Annotated in this window: 14 protein-coding genes and 2 pseudogenes; 7 read left to right on the forward strand and 9 right to left on the reverse strand. The window is 75.0% G+C overall.

From position 1 onward, the window contains the following. A pseudogene (locus tag ACFV5N_RS14055) lies at positions 1-232 on the reverse strand (SAM-dependent methyltransferase); the annotation flags it as partial. 148 nt (positions 233-380) lie between these two features. Here ACFV5N_RS14055 and ACFV5N_RS14060 point away from each other — a divergent pair. Then, entirely contained in the window at positions 381-1,418 is a 1,038-nt protein-coding gene (locus ACFV5N_RS14060) for an MBL fold metallo-hydrolase (RefSeq protein WP_385598562.1), read from the forward strand. A gap of 135 nt (positions 1,419-1,553) precedes the next feature. On the opposite strand, the gene ACFV5N_RS14065 is transcribed toward ACFV5N_RS14060, so the two are convergent. Continuing rightward, positions 1,554-2,273, reverse strand: a complete 720-nt coding sequence (locus ACFV5N_RS14065) for a TetR/AcrR family transcriptional regulator (RefSeq protein ID WP_385598564.1) — start codon at positions 2,271-2,273, stop codon at positions 1,554-1,556. Between the two features lie 84 nt (positions 2,274-2,357). On the opposite strand from ACFV5N_RS14065, the gene ACFV5N_RS14070 reads away from it, so the two are divergent. Then, the gene (locus ACFV5N_RS14070; protein WP_385598566.1) at positions 2,358-2,666 is read left to right on the forward strand and encodes a DUF1330 domain-containing protein; all 309 of its coding nucleotides are present in this window, start codon (positions 2,358-2,360) and stop codon (positions 2,664-2,666) included. A gap of 35 nt (positions 2,667-2,701) precedes the next feature. On the opposite strand, the gene ACFV5N_RS14075 is transcribed toward ACFV5N_RS14070, so the two are convergent. Then, positions 2,702-3,334, reverse strand: coding sequence for a DedA family protein (locus ACFV5N_RS14075; protein ID WP_385598569.1), 633 nt, complete (start codon positions 3,332-3,334; stop codon positions 2,702-2,704). Continuing rightward, complete coding sequence (locus tag ACFV5N_RS14080; protein ID WP_385598572.1) at positions 3,331-4,119, reverse strand: MBL fold metallo-hydrolase; 789 nt, start codon at positions 4,117-4,119, stop codon at positions 3,331-3,333. The genes ACFV5N_RS14075 and ACFV5N_RS14080 overlap by 4 nt, the downstream gene beginning before the upstream one ends. A 225-nt stretch (positions 4,120-4,344) precedes the next feature. Between ACFV5N_RS14080 and ACFV5N_RS14085 the strand changes: the two genes are divergently transcribed. Beyond that, positions 4,345-6,393 carry a phage holin family protein gene (locus tag ACFV5N_RS14085; RefSeq protein WP_385598596.1) on the forward strand — a complete coding sequence of 683 codons (2,049 nt, stop codon included), beginning with the start codon at positions 4,345-4,347 and terminating at the stop codon, positions 6,391-6,393. 28 nt (positions 6,394-6,421) lie between these two features. Here the strand turns inward: ACFV5N_RS14085 and ACFV5N_RS14090 are convergent, their stop codons facing one another. The 3 genes from ACFV5N_RS14090 to ACFV5N_RS14100 form a co-directional block, all read right to left on the reverse strand. Next, positions 6,422-6,676, reverse strand: a complete 255-nt coding sequence (locus tag ACFV5N_RS14090) for a (4Fe-4S)-binding protein (RefSeq protein ID WP_385598575.1) — start codon at positions 6,674-6,676, stop codon at positions 6,422-6,424. A 32-nt stretch (positions 6,677-6,708) separates the two neighbouring features. Further along, positions 6,709-7,017, reverse strand: coding sequence for a GNAT family N-acetyltransferase (locus ACFV5N_RS14095; protein WP_385598578.1), 309 nt, complete (start codon positions 7,015-7,017; stop codon positions 6,709-6,711). Between the two features lie 212 nt (positions 7,018-7,229). Beyond that, a complete protein-coding gene (locus ACFV5N_RS14100) occupies positions 7,230-7,886 on the reverse strand; it encodes a hydrolase (protein ID WP_385598581.1) in 657 nt (218 codons plus the stop codon). 295 nt (positions 7,887-8,181) lie between these two features. Between ACFV5N_RS14100 and ACFV5N_RS14105 the strand changes: the two genes are divergently transcribed. Together ACFV5N_RS14105 and ACFV5N_RS14110 are read left to right on the forward strand one after the other, a co-directional pair. Continuing rightward, on the forward strand, positions 8,182-8,649 hold the full coding sequence (locus tag ACFV5N_RS14105) for a MarR family winged helix-turn-helix transcriptional regulator (RefSeq protein ID WP_385598584.1): 468 nt from the start codon (positions 8,182-8,184) through the stop codon (positions 8,647-8,649). Between the two features lie 93 nt (positions 8,650-8,742). Next, a complete protein-coding gene (locus ACFV5N_RS14110; protein WP_385598587.1) occupies positions 8,743-9,051 on the forward strand; it encodes a 4a-hydroxytetrahydrobiopterin dehydratase in 309 nt (102 codons plus the stop codon). Positions 9,052-9,057: 6 nt separating this feature from the next. Here ACFV5N_RS14110 and ACFV5N_RS14115 read toward each other — a convergent pair whose 3' ends face one another. Both ACFV5N_RS14115 and ACFV5N_RS14120 read right to left on the reverse strand, forming a co-directional pair. Next, the gene (locus tag ACFV5N_RS14115) at positions 9,058-9,729 is read right to left on the reverse strand and encodes a fasciclin domain-containing protein (protein WP_385598590.1); all 672 of its coding nucleotides are present in this window, start codon (positions 9,727-9,729) and stop codon (positions 9,058-9,060) included. Positions 9,730-9,832: 103 nt separating this feature from the next. Further along, positions 9,833-11,506, reverse strand: coding sequence for a molybdopterin-dependent oxidoreductase (locus tag ACFV5N_RS14120; protein ID WP_385598599.1), 1,674 nt, complete (start codon positions 11,504-11,506; stop codon positions 9,833-9,835). A 151-nt stretch (positions 11,507-11,657) separates the two neighbouring features. Here ACFV5N_RS14120 and ACFV5N_RS14125 point away from each other — a divergent pair, with 151 nt between their 5' ends. Beyond that, positions 11,658-12,932 (forward strand): NAD(P)/FAD-dependent oxidoreductase, encoded by a 1,275-nt coding sequence (locus ACFV5N_RS14125; RefSeq protein WP_385598593.1) that lies wholly within the window; start codon positions 11,658-11,660, stop codon positions 12,930-12,932. After that, a pseudogene (locus ACFV5N_RS14130) lies at positions 12,929-13,657 on the forward strand (DUF1365 domain-containing protein); the annotation flags it as partial. The gene ACFV5N_RS14125 and the pseudogene ACFV5N_RS14130, both read left to right, overlap by 4 nt. Positions 13,658-13,913: the final 256 nt, after the last annotated feature.

A 13,913-nucleotide genomic window follows, 5' to 3' on the forward strand; every position in this document is an offset into this window, starting at 1 on the left:
GCTCCAGGACGCCGGCCGCCGCGTCCACCGCGACCACCTCGCCGCCGTCCCCGGCCACCCGCTCCGCCAGATCGGCGCTGATGGTGCCGGGGCCGCAGCCCACGTCCAGCAGCCGCTGCCCGGGGCGCAGTTCCGGGAGCAGATGACCGGCGGAGTTCTCGGCGGTGCGCCAGCGGTGCGAGCGCAGCACGGAGTCGTGGTGGCCATGGGTGTACGTCGCGTCGTTCGGCATGCCGCCCAGTGTGCGGTCCGTCTCGGATACTGAGCAACGCTGTCCCGCATTCCGGACGGGCTGCTCCGGGCGTCACCGTGACGGACCACCGGGATTGCCGTGCCGCGCCACCTCGCCGTGGATGGGAACAGCACCCGGGAGGCCCCGTATGACCGAACCGCACGCGCCCGTCCAGCACTCCCCGCGTCCGCTGGGCGAGCGCCGCAGCTGGCCGCGCAGCTTCGTGGACCGGCTGACCAGCCCCCGCCCCGGGCTGACCGCCCTGCTGCTCGCCGCCCGCGAGATGGGCGGGCTGCGGCCGGAACAGGAGGCGCTGCGGAGCGGCGGCGAGCTGCCGTTCGCGCCCGCCCCGCTGCCCGAGACCGAGCCCGGCGCGCTGGCCGTCACCTGGGCGGGGCACGCGAGCTGGGTGATCCGCATCGGCGGCCTCACCGTGCTCACCGACCCCGTGTGGTCGCGCAAGATCCTCGGCACCCCGGCCCGGGTCACCCCGCCGGGCGTGGCCTGGGACGATCTGCCGCCGGTCGACGCGGTCGTCATCTCGCACAACCACTACGACCATCTCGACGCGCCCACCCTCAAGCGGCTGCCGCGCGCCACCCCGCTGTTCGTACCGGCGGGACTGGCCTCCTGGTGCCGCCGGCGCGGCTTCATCCGGGTCACCGAACTCGACTGGTGGGAGGCCGCCGAACTGCCCGCGCCCGGCGGCCGGGCCGCCGCCGTCCGGTTCGACTTCGTGCCCGCCCACCACTGGTCGCGGCGCGGCCTGTACGACACCTGCCGCACGCTGTGGGGCGGCTGGGTGCTCACCGCGCGCTCCGGGCGGCGGGTGTACTTCGCGGGGGACACCGGTTACGGCCACTGGTTCGCGGAGATCGGCGCCCGCTACCCGGGGATCGACCTGGCGCTGCTGCCGATCGGGGCGTACGCGCCGCGCCGCCTCCAGCAGCCGGTGCACACCGACCCGGAGGAGGCGGTCGCCGCCTTCCAGGACGTGGGGGCCACCCGGATGGCGCCCATGCACTGGGGCACGTTCCTGCTCTCCTCGGAGCCGCCGCTGGAGCCGCTGGACCGCGTCCGCGCCGCCTGGGGCGCGGCCGGACTGCCCCGCCAGGACCTGTGGGACCTGCCGGTGGGCGCGTCCCGCGTCCTGGAGAAGGGGGCCCGCGAGGCGCGCGGGTTCTAGCGGGGGCGGTGTTCCGCCGGGCGGCTCGTCCATGGGCCGGTGCGGTGGGCGGGGGCGGCCCGTCCGGGGAGGGCCCGGTCGGCGCTGTCCGGGCGGGGTGTCAGGGGAGGGGCCGGGCGCCGTCGCGGCGGACGGTCATTCCGGTGGGGTCAGGCCCAGGGAGGCGATCAGGTCGAGCATGTCCGCGCGGTACAGGGCGGCCGGATCGTGGACGACCGCGCCGAGGTGGCCGTGGAGCTCCAGGGTGACCAGACCGTGCATCCGGCCCCACACCCGCAGCGCGAGTGCGGCCGCGGCGGGCGGGATCTCGGCGCCGTCGTCGTCCTGGAGCCTGGCGAGGAACGCCGGGGGGAAGTCCGACCAGCTCACGCTCGCCGGCTGGTGGCGGACCGCCGCCGGCCAGGCGTCGGCGACCAGCCGGGTGAGGCCGCCGCAGATCCGGCGCGAGGCGCGCTCCACCGGGCCGTCCTCCGGCGGCCGGTAGCCGGGCACCGGGTCCCCGTAGAAGAGGCGGAAACCCTGGGGGTTGGCCAGGGCCCACGCCCGGGTGGCCAGTGCCCAGGCGAGCAGCCGGCCCCCGGTGTCGGCCGATGGCAGCGCGTCGCGGGCGGCCTCCAGGGTGTCGGCCAGATCGGTCGCGATGCCGCCGGTCAGCGCGGTGATCAGATCGTCGCGGGTGGCGAAGTAGCTGTAGATGGCGCGGGGCGTCATCCCCATCTCCCGGGCGATCCCGCGCAGGGAGATCGCTCCGGGGCCGTCCGCGGCCATCTGGGCCAGGGCGATCGCCGTGATCTCCCGGGTCGTCTCGGCACGCAGCCGCTCCCTGCGGGTCATGGTCCTCGTCTGCTCGGTCACCTTGACAGGTTACAGCGTTGCGTTCATCCTCAGCGAGGAAAAAGTACACGCCGTGTACTCAGTAGCCGGTGAAGAGGAGTGCGCATGCCCGCCTATGTGGTCGTCGACGTCGAGAGCCTGGACGACGAGCAGGCCGCCCTCGCCTACAGCGAGGTGGCCATCCCGTCCATCGGCCGCTACGGCGGCCGGTACCTGGTGGCCGGGCCGACACCGGTACCGGTCGAGGGGACCTGGGACTCCGCCCGCCTGGTCGTCATCGAGTTCCCCGACATGGAGCGCGTCCGGGCCTGGTACGACTCGCCCGAGTACACCCGCGCCCGCGAGATCCGGGAGGGCGCGATGCGGCTGCGCATCCTGTTCGCCGACGGCCTCCGCACCGGGGTCCCCTCCTGAGACACCCGCCCCGCACCGCTGCCGGGGCGCGGGCGTCAGCCGCCCCGCGCCGCCCCCCGCCGCCACAGCTGCGGGGCCGCCGCGAACAGCAGCGCCAGCACCACCGCCGCCAGCACCCCCTGCCACGGATGCGGGAACAGCGCCCCGCCCAGCAGCCCGATCAGCTGGTACGTCGCCGCCCACGCCAGCGCCGCCGGGAAACAGCCGCGCGCGTACGCCGCCACCGGCATCCGGGTCAGCAGCGCCGCCAGCATCACCGGGATCCGGCCCCCGGGCAGCAGCCGGGACACCACCAGCACCACCGTCCCCCGCTCCGCCAGCTGCCGCTGGGCGCGCCGCACCGCGCCCGGCGCGCTCTGCTCGCGCAGCCGCCGCAGCCAGCGCGTACCGCCCCGGCCCAGCACGAACAGCAGCAGATCCCCGCCGAACGCCGCCAGGGACGCCGTCGCGAACACCAGCGCCGTGAAGACCACCGGATCGCCGTGGTGGAACGCCACCACACCCGCCGAACTGACCAGCGCGCCCGTCGGTATCACCGGCACCAGCGACCCCACCAGCACCAGCAGGAACAGCGACGGCAACCCGACCGACGCCTGCTCGCTGTGCTCGGCCGCCAGCGGTACCACGGGCGCCAGCTGCGGCAGCGACCGCAGCGCGCCCGGGGTCACTCCCGGACCGCCGGCCCCACCGGCACCCGTACCCGTTCCCCGTGCTCCAGCCGGTGCACCCGTACCCCCGGCGCCAGCCGCGCCGCGTGCCGGACGAACTCGTCCCCCGGCGCGTGGAACTCGTGCGGCCGCACCGCCGCGAACCCCAGCGGCCAGTACGTGCCGTAGTGCACCGGCACCGCGTGCGCGGGCCGCAGCCGGGTCAGCGCCCGCGCCGCACGCTCCGCGTTCAGATGGCCGTGCCCCAGCCCCGGCCCCCAGCCGCCCACCGGCAGCAGCGCGGTGTCCACCGGGCCCGTCTCGCGCGCCATGCCGTCGAACAGGCCGGTGTCGCCCGCGTAGTACGTGCGCGAGGCGCCCTCGATCACATAGCCGAGCGCGGACACCCGGCGCGGCCCCACCGGCAGCCGCCGCCCGTCGTGCGCCGCCGGCACCGCCCGGATCGTCACCGGTCCGAAGGGCAGCGACTCCCCGGGCGTCAGCTCGTACACCGGCAGCCGCGCCGCCAGCCGCCGCAGCCCCGGGACCGCCCGCACCGCACCGCGCGGCAGCACCAGCGGGGTGCCGGGCGCCAGCCGCGCCAGCGACCGCAGATGCAGATGATCGGAGTGCAGGTGCGACACCACCACCACGTCCGCGCTCAGCGCCGCCGGGGGCGGCACCGCCCCGCGCCGCCGCCACAGATGGGCGCAGCGCCGGGTGATCAGCGGATCGGTCAGCACCGCGACCCCGGAATCCCGGACGGTGGCGGTGGCATGGCCCCACCAGGTGATGTCCACCGGCACCAGGAACTCCTCCCACCCGCCCGTACGTCGTTCCGATACCGGAAGCCTACGTGTGTTTGCCCGGTGACGTCCGCCCCGTGCGCCCGCGCGGTCCGGGCAGGATGGACGGGACGGAAGCGGCACGGGCGGCACGAGCGACGGGAGGGCCGGGCGGTGGCAGGGGTGCGGAGCGGGGGCGCGGCGGTGCTGCGCGTGCTCGCGGTATGGGCCGTGAGCGCCGCCACCATGGTGGTGCTCGCCCTCGTCCTGCCCGATTTCCGGCTCCAGTCCGCGCACGGCGACAGCTTCACCCGGGTCGGCGCCACCGCCTTCCTCGGCGCCGGGGCCTTCGGCCTGCTGTCCGCCCTGGTGTGGCCGTGGCTCGTCCGCGCCCTGCTGCTGGTGCCCGCCCTCGCCCTCGCCTCCCTGGTGTTCCTGCTGAACGGGTCGCTGCTGCTCTTCGCGCTCAGCCTCATCCCCTACGGGCGCGGCGAGGCCAGCCCGCAGACCGCCGTCGTCGTGGCCGCCGCCATGTCGCTGACCTCCTCCGCCACCAGCACCTGGCTCGCCGTCCGCGACCAGGGCGCCCAGCGCCGCCGGCTGCGCCGCATGGCACCGTGGGGCGACCGGCCGCCCGGCGGCCGGCGCCGGGGACAGGAGTCCGGCGAAGAACGGGAACCGGCCGGTCCACGGCCCGCCGGGACCGTCTTCCTCCAGCTCGACGGCATCGGCTACCCGCTGCTGCGCGAGGCGATCGCGGGCGAGCGCCCCCTGATGCCGACGGTCGCCGCCCTGTGCGGCACCAGCCACCGGCTCACCCGCTGGCGCACCGACTGGTCGAGCCAGACCGGCGCCTCCCAGCTGGGGATCCTGCACGGCAGCAACGAGGACGTGCCCGCCTTCCGCTGGTACGAGAAGGAACGCGGCGTGGTCGTGGTCAGCAACCGCCCCTCCGGCGCCGCCGAACTCCAGCGCCGCGCCGCCGCCAGGACCGGCGACCCCGGGCTGCTGGCACAGGACGGCGCGAGCCGGGGCAATCTGTTCACCGGCGGCGCCGGGCAGGCCGCGCTGGTGGTGTCCATCGCCGCCCGGCGCGGCAAGGGCGAGCGCTCCCGCGCCGGATACTTCGCGTACTTCTCCGACCCCGCGCACGCCGCCCGTACCGTACTGTCCTTCGCCGCCGAACTGGTGCGCGAGATCGGTCAGTCGCTGCGCGCCCGGCTGCGCCCGACCGGGCCCCGGGTGGGGCGGGGCGGGCTCTACCCGCTGATCCGGGCGTTCGCCACCGTCGTGGAGCGCGACGTGGTCACCGCCTCCGTGGTCGGCGACATCCTGACCGGGCGCACCGCCGTCTACGCCGACCTGGTCGCCTACGACGAGGTGGCGCACCACTCGGGGCCGCGTTCGCCGGACGTGCGGCAGGTGCTGCGGCGGCTGGACCGGTGCGTGGCCACGATCCGGCAGGCCATCGCGTACGCCCCGCGCCCGTACCATCTGGTGCTGCTGTCCGACCACGGGCAGAGCCACGGCGAGCCGTTCGAGAGCGCGTACGGGCACTCGCTGGAGGAGCTGGTACGGATCGGCTGCGGCCGGCCGCTGGCGGGCGAGCCGCGCCGGGCCCGGCGCAAAACGCGCGAGAAGCGGGCGGAGACCGGCGCCGAGGCGCGGGCGGTGGCCCGTTCGGCGCTGCACCGCCCCGAGGAGCCGGCGGAGCCGCCGCAGGACCCGGACGCGCCGCGCCCGGCGCCGGTGGTGCTGGCCTCGGGCAACCTCGGCCTGGTGTCGTTCCCGGAGATCCCCGGCCGGGCCACCCGCGCGGACATCGCCGCGCGCTATCCGGCGCTGCTGTCCACCCTGGCCGAGCACCCGGGCATCGGCTTCGTGCTGGTGCGCGACCAGCGGTACGGGCCGGTGGTGCTGGGCCCGGGCGGCGGCGAACACCGGCTGGCGCGCGGGGAGATCATCGGCCCCGACCCGCTGGCGCCGTTCGGGCCGGGCGCGGTGGAGGCAGTGCTGCGCACCGACCGGTTCCCGCACACCGCCGATCTGATGATCAACTCGGCGCTGCATCCCGCGACCGGCGCCGTCCACGCCTTCGAGGACCAGGTCGGCTCGCACGGCGGCCTGGGCGGTGAGCAGAGCCAGGCGTTCCTGCTCTCCCCGCACGCCCTGTCCGAGCCGCTGCCCGGCGGCGGTGAGCCGGTGGGTGCCGAGGAGGTGCACCGCGTGCTGCGCCGCTGGCTGGGCGAGTCGGCGGGGGTGGGCGGGCGCGCGGACGCCCCGTCGGTCCCGTGACCGGGGCGACCGGGGCGACCGGTGTGCTCTACGGGTGGTGGTCCGTGCTCCGGGGTGCGTCGCCGGTGCGTTCGTACTGCAACGCGCCCGAGGGGCAGCGCCGCACCACCTCGGCCAGGCGCTCGGCCTCGGCCGCGTCGGGCCTGATCCACGGGCGCCGGGCGGTGTCGAAGACCTCCGGCAGGCCGTGGACGCAGGCGGCGGCGTGTTGGCAGCGCGCCGCCTCGAAGGTCACGGTGATCGACCGGCCCTCGTAGGACTTCTTCCCTGTTCCGTTGCTCATTCCGGCCTCCGTCGTGGTCGTGCCCGGCTGCTTCAGTCGGTGACGTCCCCGCGGGACTGGTACAGGAGGTCCTGGTACGCGGGGTGCCGGGCGATCCATCCCGCGTAGAACGGGCAGGTGGCCAGCACCCGCAGGTTCGCGGCGCGCGCCTCGTCGAGGGAGGCGCGGGCCAGGGCCGACCCGACCCCTCTGCCCTCGTACTCGGGCAGGACCTCGGTGTGGACGAAGGCGATGAGTTCCTTCGTCCTGTGGTACTCCGCGACGCCCGCGACCTTGGACTCCCCGTCGACCCGGGCCTCGTACCGCTTGGCTTCCGGAACGTCCCGCACATCCACTGCCATGTGTCCTCCGTAGGGTTTCCGGCGGGGGCTTCCTCCGCCGGTCCGGTTCAGTCAACGCATCACCGGGGGCGCCGCAAACGACCCACGCCGGTGGCCGGGCCGCCGGGCCGGGCGCTTTCCCGGCCTCGGCCGGGGCCGGATCGCCGGCGCCCTTCCGCGAGCGCCGCCGGTGCCGGGCGGCACCGTTCGCAGGGGTGCCGCCCGGCGGTGGGTCAGGCGCCGGTCCGGCCCTGCCCGGCGAGGTGCTGCGTCTCCCAGGCGAAGGCGACTCCGGTGGCTCCGGCGTGCTCCAGCATGACCTGGGTGGCGCCCGGCAGGGTCGTCTCGCGGGCCCAGTCGCGCTGCCACTCGCTCATCACCGCCAGCCAGGTGACCGGGACGATGCCCGCCTGGACCATGCGCCGCACGGCCATGTCGTGGGCCTCGGGGGAGCTGCTGCCCGAGGCGTCGGTCACGACGAAGACGTCGAAGCCCTCGCCCGCCGCCTGGATGGCCGGCATCGCCACACAGATGTCCGTCCAGAGACCGGCGATGATCAGCTTCTTGCGTCCGGTCGCCTTGACGGCGTCCACGACGCGGGCGTCCTCCCAGGTGTTGATGAGCGTCCTGTTGATCGGCCGCTGCTCCGGGAACACGTCCTGCAGGCCCTGGAGGATCAGGCCGCCGCGTTCCTCCAGGACCGTCGTCAGGATGGTCTGGACGTCGTACGCCTTGGCCGCCTTGGCGAGCCCGACGACATTGTTGACGATCATCGTCGGTTCGTGGCTGTTCAGGTTGGCGAACTGGAACGGCTGGTGGTCGATCAGGACCAGCACGCTCTCCCCGGGGGTCAGCAGCGCGTCGAGTCCGGTCTTGTTTCCGGTGCTCATGGGTTCCCTCTCCGGTGCTTTCGCGTCCGTGGGCTCGGGGCGCACCGAGGTCTCGGTGTCTGCCGGAAGCCGTGTGCCGGACGTCCGGTGACGGCCCCCGCGTCATGTGGTTGACGCGTCAACCACATTAGGGGCACGCTAGTTGATGCGTCAACTAGCCCCTCGGGGTGCCGCGTTGCCGGTCACGGGCGGAGGTCCTCGCACCCCTCCGGCCCGGCCGTCGCGCGGGGCATCGGCGCAACCGGCCCCGCCGCCGGGATGGATGGGCGCTCCGCGCTCTCGTTACGCTCCCCCCATGAACGCAACGCCTCGCTGGCTGACCTCGGAGGAGAAGGCCGCCTGGGACAGCTTCATCCGCATGCAGGAGAAGCTCATCGGCAGACTCTCCCGCCGGCTCCAGGACGACTCCGGCATGTCCGCCTCCGACTACATCGTGCTGGTCAAGCTCACCGGGAACGAGGGCGGGCGGATGCGCTTCATGGACCTGGCCAAGGTGGTGGAGTGGGAGAAGAGCCGGATGTCCCACCAGATCAGACGGATGGCCAAGCGCGGACTGGTGGCGAAGGAGGAGTGCCCCGACGACGGGCGCGGCGCGTTCGTCGTCGCCACCCCGGCCGGCCACCGGGCCATCGAGGAGGCCGCGCCCATGCACGTCGAGCACGTCCGCCGGCTGTTCACCGACGCCCTCACCCGGGAGGATCTCGCCGCGCTCGCCCGGATCTCCGATCGCGTCCTCGCGCACATGGAGCAGCAGCCCGACTGACGGGGAGCGGGGGCGTGGCCCCGTGGAGATCCGCACCCGAAGGCATAGGGTGGCCCGCGCCGTGGTTCCGAACCGTGTGAAGGGAGCGCGCCGATGGCGCCGCAGCCGCTGACCGACCTGGAGATCGCCGAGACCCTGAGCGGGCTGCCCGGCTGGCGGGCCGAGGACGACCACCTGGTGCGGTCGTACTCCCTGCCGGGACACCCGGCGGCCGTCGCCCTGCTGGTGCACATCTCGGTCGCCCAGGAGGAACTGAACCACCACGCCGAGCTGACCCTGGTCTACAACCGGCTCGGCGTCGCCCTCAACACCCACTCCGTGGGCGGGAAGATCACCGAGCTGGACGCGCAACTGGCCCGCCGGATCGAGGAGATCGCGGCGGGCCACGGCGTCAGCGGCTGACGCCGATCACGGCATCAGCACGGTGTCGATGAGATAGACGGTGGCGTTGGCGGTCTGCACATTGCCGCAGACCACGGCGGCCTCGCCGTTGACGGTGAACGACTCACCCGATCCGGCGGTGGTGACGGTGCCGCCCTGGAGCGTCTCGAACGTGCCGTCCGCCAGCTGCCCGGGCGTGATCCGCTCGCCCACCACGTGGTAGGTCAGCACACCGGTCAGCAGGTCCTCGTCCGCCAGCACCGCGTTCAGGTCCTCCTCGGGGAGGGCGGCGAAGGCGTCGTCGACGGGCGCGAAGACGGTGATGTCCTGGGCATCGTTCAGGGTGTCCACCAGCCCGGCCGCCTCCACCGCGCCGACCAGCGTGGTCAGCGCCTCGTTGTTGCCCGCCGCGGTGGCCACCGGGTCCAGCGCCATGCCGTCGAAGCTGCCCGGGCCCTCGGCGGGGGTGGCCGCGCAGGCCGGGCCGAACGGCTGGGCGGCACCGGCCATGTCCTCCTCCGTCATGTCGTCGCCGGTCATGTCGTCGCCGGTCATGCCGCCGTCCGTCATGCCGCCACCGGCGGAGGACCCGGTGTCCTCCGAGACGCTGTCGTCGGAGGAGCAGGCGGCCAGGCTCAGCGGCAGCACGGCGGCGGCGGTGACGGCGACGGCGGCGCGGCGGATTCGGTTGATGCGCATGAGAAGTACTCCTGATCGGTGACGGTCGGTCCGCGACGGTGCGCGGGGGAGTCGGGTACGGATCTTCCGGGCGGGACGGGGCGCCGGCTCGGCGGCGCCGGGGTCAGCTCACGGTGACCACCACCGCGTGGCGGCCGGTCGCGCCGTCGGGGACGACGTCCACCCGGTCGGCGGTCTGCGTCGCACCGGAACGGTCGGTGGCCCGGACCCGGAGCGTGTGCCGCCCCGGGGTGGCGTCCCACCTCCACACCCACTGCCGCCACACGTCCACGCCGTCCTCCTCGGCCAGTTCGGCCGGCGTCCACGGACCGTCGTCGACCCGCACCTCCACCCGGTCGATCCCGGTGTGCTGTGCCCAGGCGACGCCCGCGACCGGTACGGGACCGGCGCTCAGCTCGGCGAGGCCCCGCGGGGTGTCGATGCGGGACTGGGTCTTCACCGGTCCCCGGGCCGCCCAGCCGCGCTCCACCCAATAGGCGTCGTAGCGGTCGAAGGTGGTCAGCTCCAGCTCGGTCAGCCACTTGCACGCCGATACGTAGCCGTACAGACCCGGAACCACCATCCGCACCGGGAAACCGTGGTCGAACGGCAGCGGTTCGCCGTTCATACCGACCGCCAGCAGCGCGTCCCGGCCGTCCATGACGGTCTCCACCGGGGAGCCCAGCGTCATGCCCTCCACCGAACGGGCGATCAGCTGGTCGGCCGGGCCGCCCCGGGAGGGCGGCCGGACCCCGGCCTCCGCCAGGACCTCGTCCAGCCGCACCCCGATCCAGGCGGCGTTCCCCGTGTACCGCCCGCCGACCGGGTTGGAGACGCAGGTGAGGGTGATGCGGCGCTCGATCAGCTCGCGTTCCAGCAACTGGTCGAAGCTCAGCTCCAGCGGCCTGGTGACTCCCAGGCCGTGCACCCGCAGCCGCCAGCTCCGCGCGTCGATCCGCGGGACGGTCAGCGCGGTGTCGATGCGGTAGAAGTCGCGGTTCGGCGTGATGAGCGGTCCGAGCCCCGGAACGTCGAGTTCGGCGCCGGCCGGTACCGCGCCGGCCGCCGAGGAAGGAGCGGGAAGGCCCAGGGCGGCGCGCGAGGCCGCCGCCCTCGCACGTCCCGACGCGTTCAGCCGCCGCCCGAGGAGCCCGGCGCCGGCCGAGGCCGCGGCCACCGCGCTCGCCGCCACGACGAACCGCCGCCTCTCCGGGCCGCTCATCGTCCGGGCGGCCCCGGAACCCGGCCGCTCCGCGTCGTCGCCCCGGCCCTCCCGCTCTCCCGGTCCCGTCCGCGCCGGGGCCATCCGCAGCCCCGGCCCGGTCAGGACGTACAGCACCGCGGCGCCCGCCACCGCTCCCGTCAGGGAAGGCACGGCGTCGCTCGCGGTTCCTTCGGGCCGGCCGGCCGCCACCAGGGCGCCGAACAGCCCGAAGCCCAGCACGGCGAGTGCCCCGGAGCGGCGCAGCCGCGCCCCCAGCACGCCCACCGCGACGGCGAACAGCCCCAGCAGCCCCAGGATGCCCAGCCGGAGCACCAGCTTGTCGTGGGTGCCGAAGGTCTCGATCGCCCAGTCCTTCACGGCGGCCGGGGTCCGGTCGATGACCGCCCCGCCCACCGCGTTCACCGGCCGGGCCTCCTCCCGCACCCCGGAGGCGGCCAGTTCGGCCACCGCCAGCGAGGTGAAAGCAGCCAGAAGCCCTGCCACGGCACCCGCCGCGGCCGACGGGAGGCCGCTCCGCGGCCGGGCGGGGCGCGTCGGCCCCTTCGCTGTCCGCTCGTTGCTCACATCCCGTATTCGCCACCGGGCCCGGGACGGATGGGTCCGCGGCGGAAAAACTTCCCGGCTCCCCCCACCGGGTGAACCCGTGATCGCCACCCATCCAGGTCGGCAGCGGCTCCGAAGACTTCCCGAAAACTGCTCGGAAGAGACGACAGGAGGGCGCGACATGACGGGTGCGGCACGCCGTACCGCGGTGGTGGGAGCGGGGATCTCCGGACTCACCGCCGCCCACATCCTCAGCAGACGGGACGAGGTGACGCTCTTCGAGGCGGACGGCAGGCTCGGCGGGCACGCCCACACCCACGACGTCGCCGGAGCCGGCCGCGTCCACGCCGTGGACTCCGGGTTCATCGTCCACAACGACCGCACCTACCCCCAACTGCTGCGGCTCTTCCGCGACCTGGGCGTCAGCACCCAGGAGGCCGAGATGAGCCTGTCCGTGCGGTGCGACGGCTGCGGCCTGGAGTACGCGGGAGCGCGCGGCCCGCGCGGACTGTTCGCCCGCCCCGCCACCGCGCTGCGCCCGGCCGCCCTGCGGATGTTCGCCGAGGTGCCCCGGTTCCACCGCAGGGCGCACGCCGCCCTGCGCTCCAGTGGCGGCGACCGGCAGACCCTCGGCGAGTTCCTCGCCCGGGGGCGGTTCTCCCGCTACTTCACCGGCCACTTCATGACACCCCTGGTGTCCGCCGTGTGGTCCTGCGCCCCCGCCACCGCGCTGCGCTACCCGGCGCGGTACCTCTTCCAGTTCCTCGACCACCACGGGCTGCTCTCCGTCACCGGCTCACCCGTGTGGCGCACCGTCCGCGGGGGGTCGCGCGGTTACGTGGAACGGCTGGTGAAGCAACTCCCCGCCGTCCGCACCGACACCCCCGTCCGCACCGTGCGCCGCACCGCGGACGGCGTGGAGATCACCACCGACGACGGCGCCGTCCACTCCTTCGACGCCGTCGTCGTCGCCACCCACGCCGACCAGGCGCTGCGGCTGCTGGCCGACCCCAGCGACGCCGAGCGCGAGGTGCTGGGCGCCTTCGGCTACTCGCGCAACGTCACCCTGCTCCACACCGACGACACGCTGCTGCCCCGCGCCCGCTCGGCCGCCGCCTCCTGGAACTACTGGCTGCCGTCCTGCCGGGCCCAGCCCGGCCAGGTCCAGGTCAGCTACGACATGACCCGGCTCCAGCGGCTGCCGCAGGGGCCCGGTGAGGACCGCTACCTGGTCTCCCTGAACGCCGGTGACCGCGTCGACCCCGACCGCGTCATCGCCGGCATGGTGTACGAACACCCCGTCTACACCACCGAGTCCGTCGCCGCCCAGCTGCGCCTGCCCGCGCTCAGCGGCCCCGTCACCGCGTACGCCGGCGCCTACCACGGCTGGGGCTTCCACGAGGACGGCTGCCGCTCCGGCGTCCAGGCCGCCGCCGCGCTGGGGGTGGACTGGTGAACCCGCCCGGGCGGCCAGCCGGTACGGGCCCGCCCGCCCTCTACCGCTGCGAGATCACCCACCTGCGCCGCTCACCACGGCGGCACCGGGTGCGCCACCGCACCTATCTGTGGCTGATCGACCCGGCCGCCCCGCCCCGGCTGCCGCGCGCCCTGCGCCCACTGGCCCGGTTCGACCCGCGCGACCACTTCGACGGCGGGGCACCGACGCTCGCCGCGGGAGTGGAGCGCTTCCTGGCATCCCGGATGGAGACCCCGCCCGACGGGCCGGTCCTGATGCTCACCCACGCCCGGGTCCTGGGGCACGTCTTCAACCCGCTGACCCTCTACTGGTGCCACCACCGCGACGGCTCCCTGGGCTGCGTCGTCGCCGAGGTGCACAACACCTACGGGCAGCGGCACGTGTACCTGCTGAGCCCCGACGCCACCGGCGCGGCGCGCACCGCCAAGGACTTCCCCGTCTCGCCGTTCTTCCCGGTCGCCGGCGGCTACCGGATGCGGCTCCCGGTCCCCGGTGAACGGCTGCGGCTCACGGTCACCCTGGAGCAGCCGGGGCAGCGGCCCTTCACCGCCGCCGTCACCGGCACCCGGCAACCCGCCGGCCCGCTCCCGCTGCTCCGCGCCGCCGCCCGGCACCCCCTGTCCACCCTCGCCGTCTCGGCCGCCATCCGCGCCCACGGCATCGCGCTGTACCTGCGCGGGCTGCCGGTGCGCCGTCACGAGCCGCCGGGCGGCCCGCCCTCCCCACCCGCCACCGAACCCCTCCCGTCATCCGCCCCCGCCTCCGCGAAACAGAGGACCATGCGTGAGATCAGCCCGCCCCGCCCCTTCCCGGCCGACCCGGGACGCTGGGCGGACGTCGCCACCGTCCCGGCCGCCTCCCGGCCGCGCACCGCCCTCGCCGAACGGCTGGTGCGCCACGCCGTGGCCCGGATGCCGCTGCGCGTCACCACCCCGGACGGCCCGCTGCCCGGGCCCGGCG

It is taken from the genome of Streptomyces sp. NPDC059853, assembly GCF_042731495.1.
Taxonomy (GTDB): Bacteria; Actinomycetota; Actinomycetes; order Streptomycetales; family Streptomycetaceae; genus Streptomyces.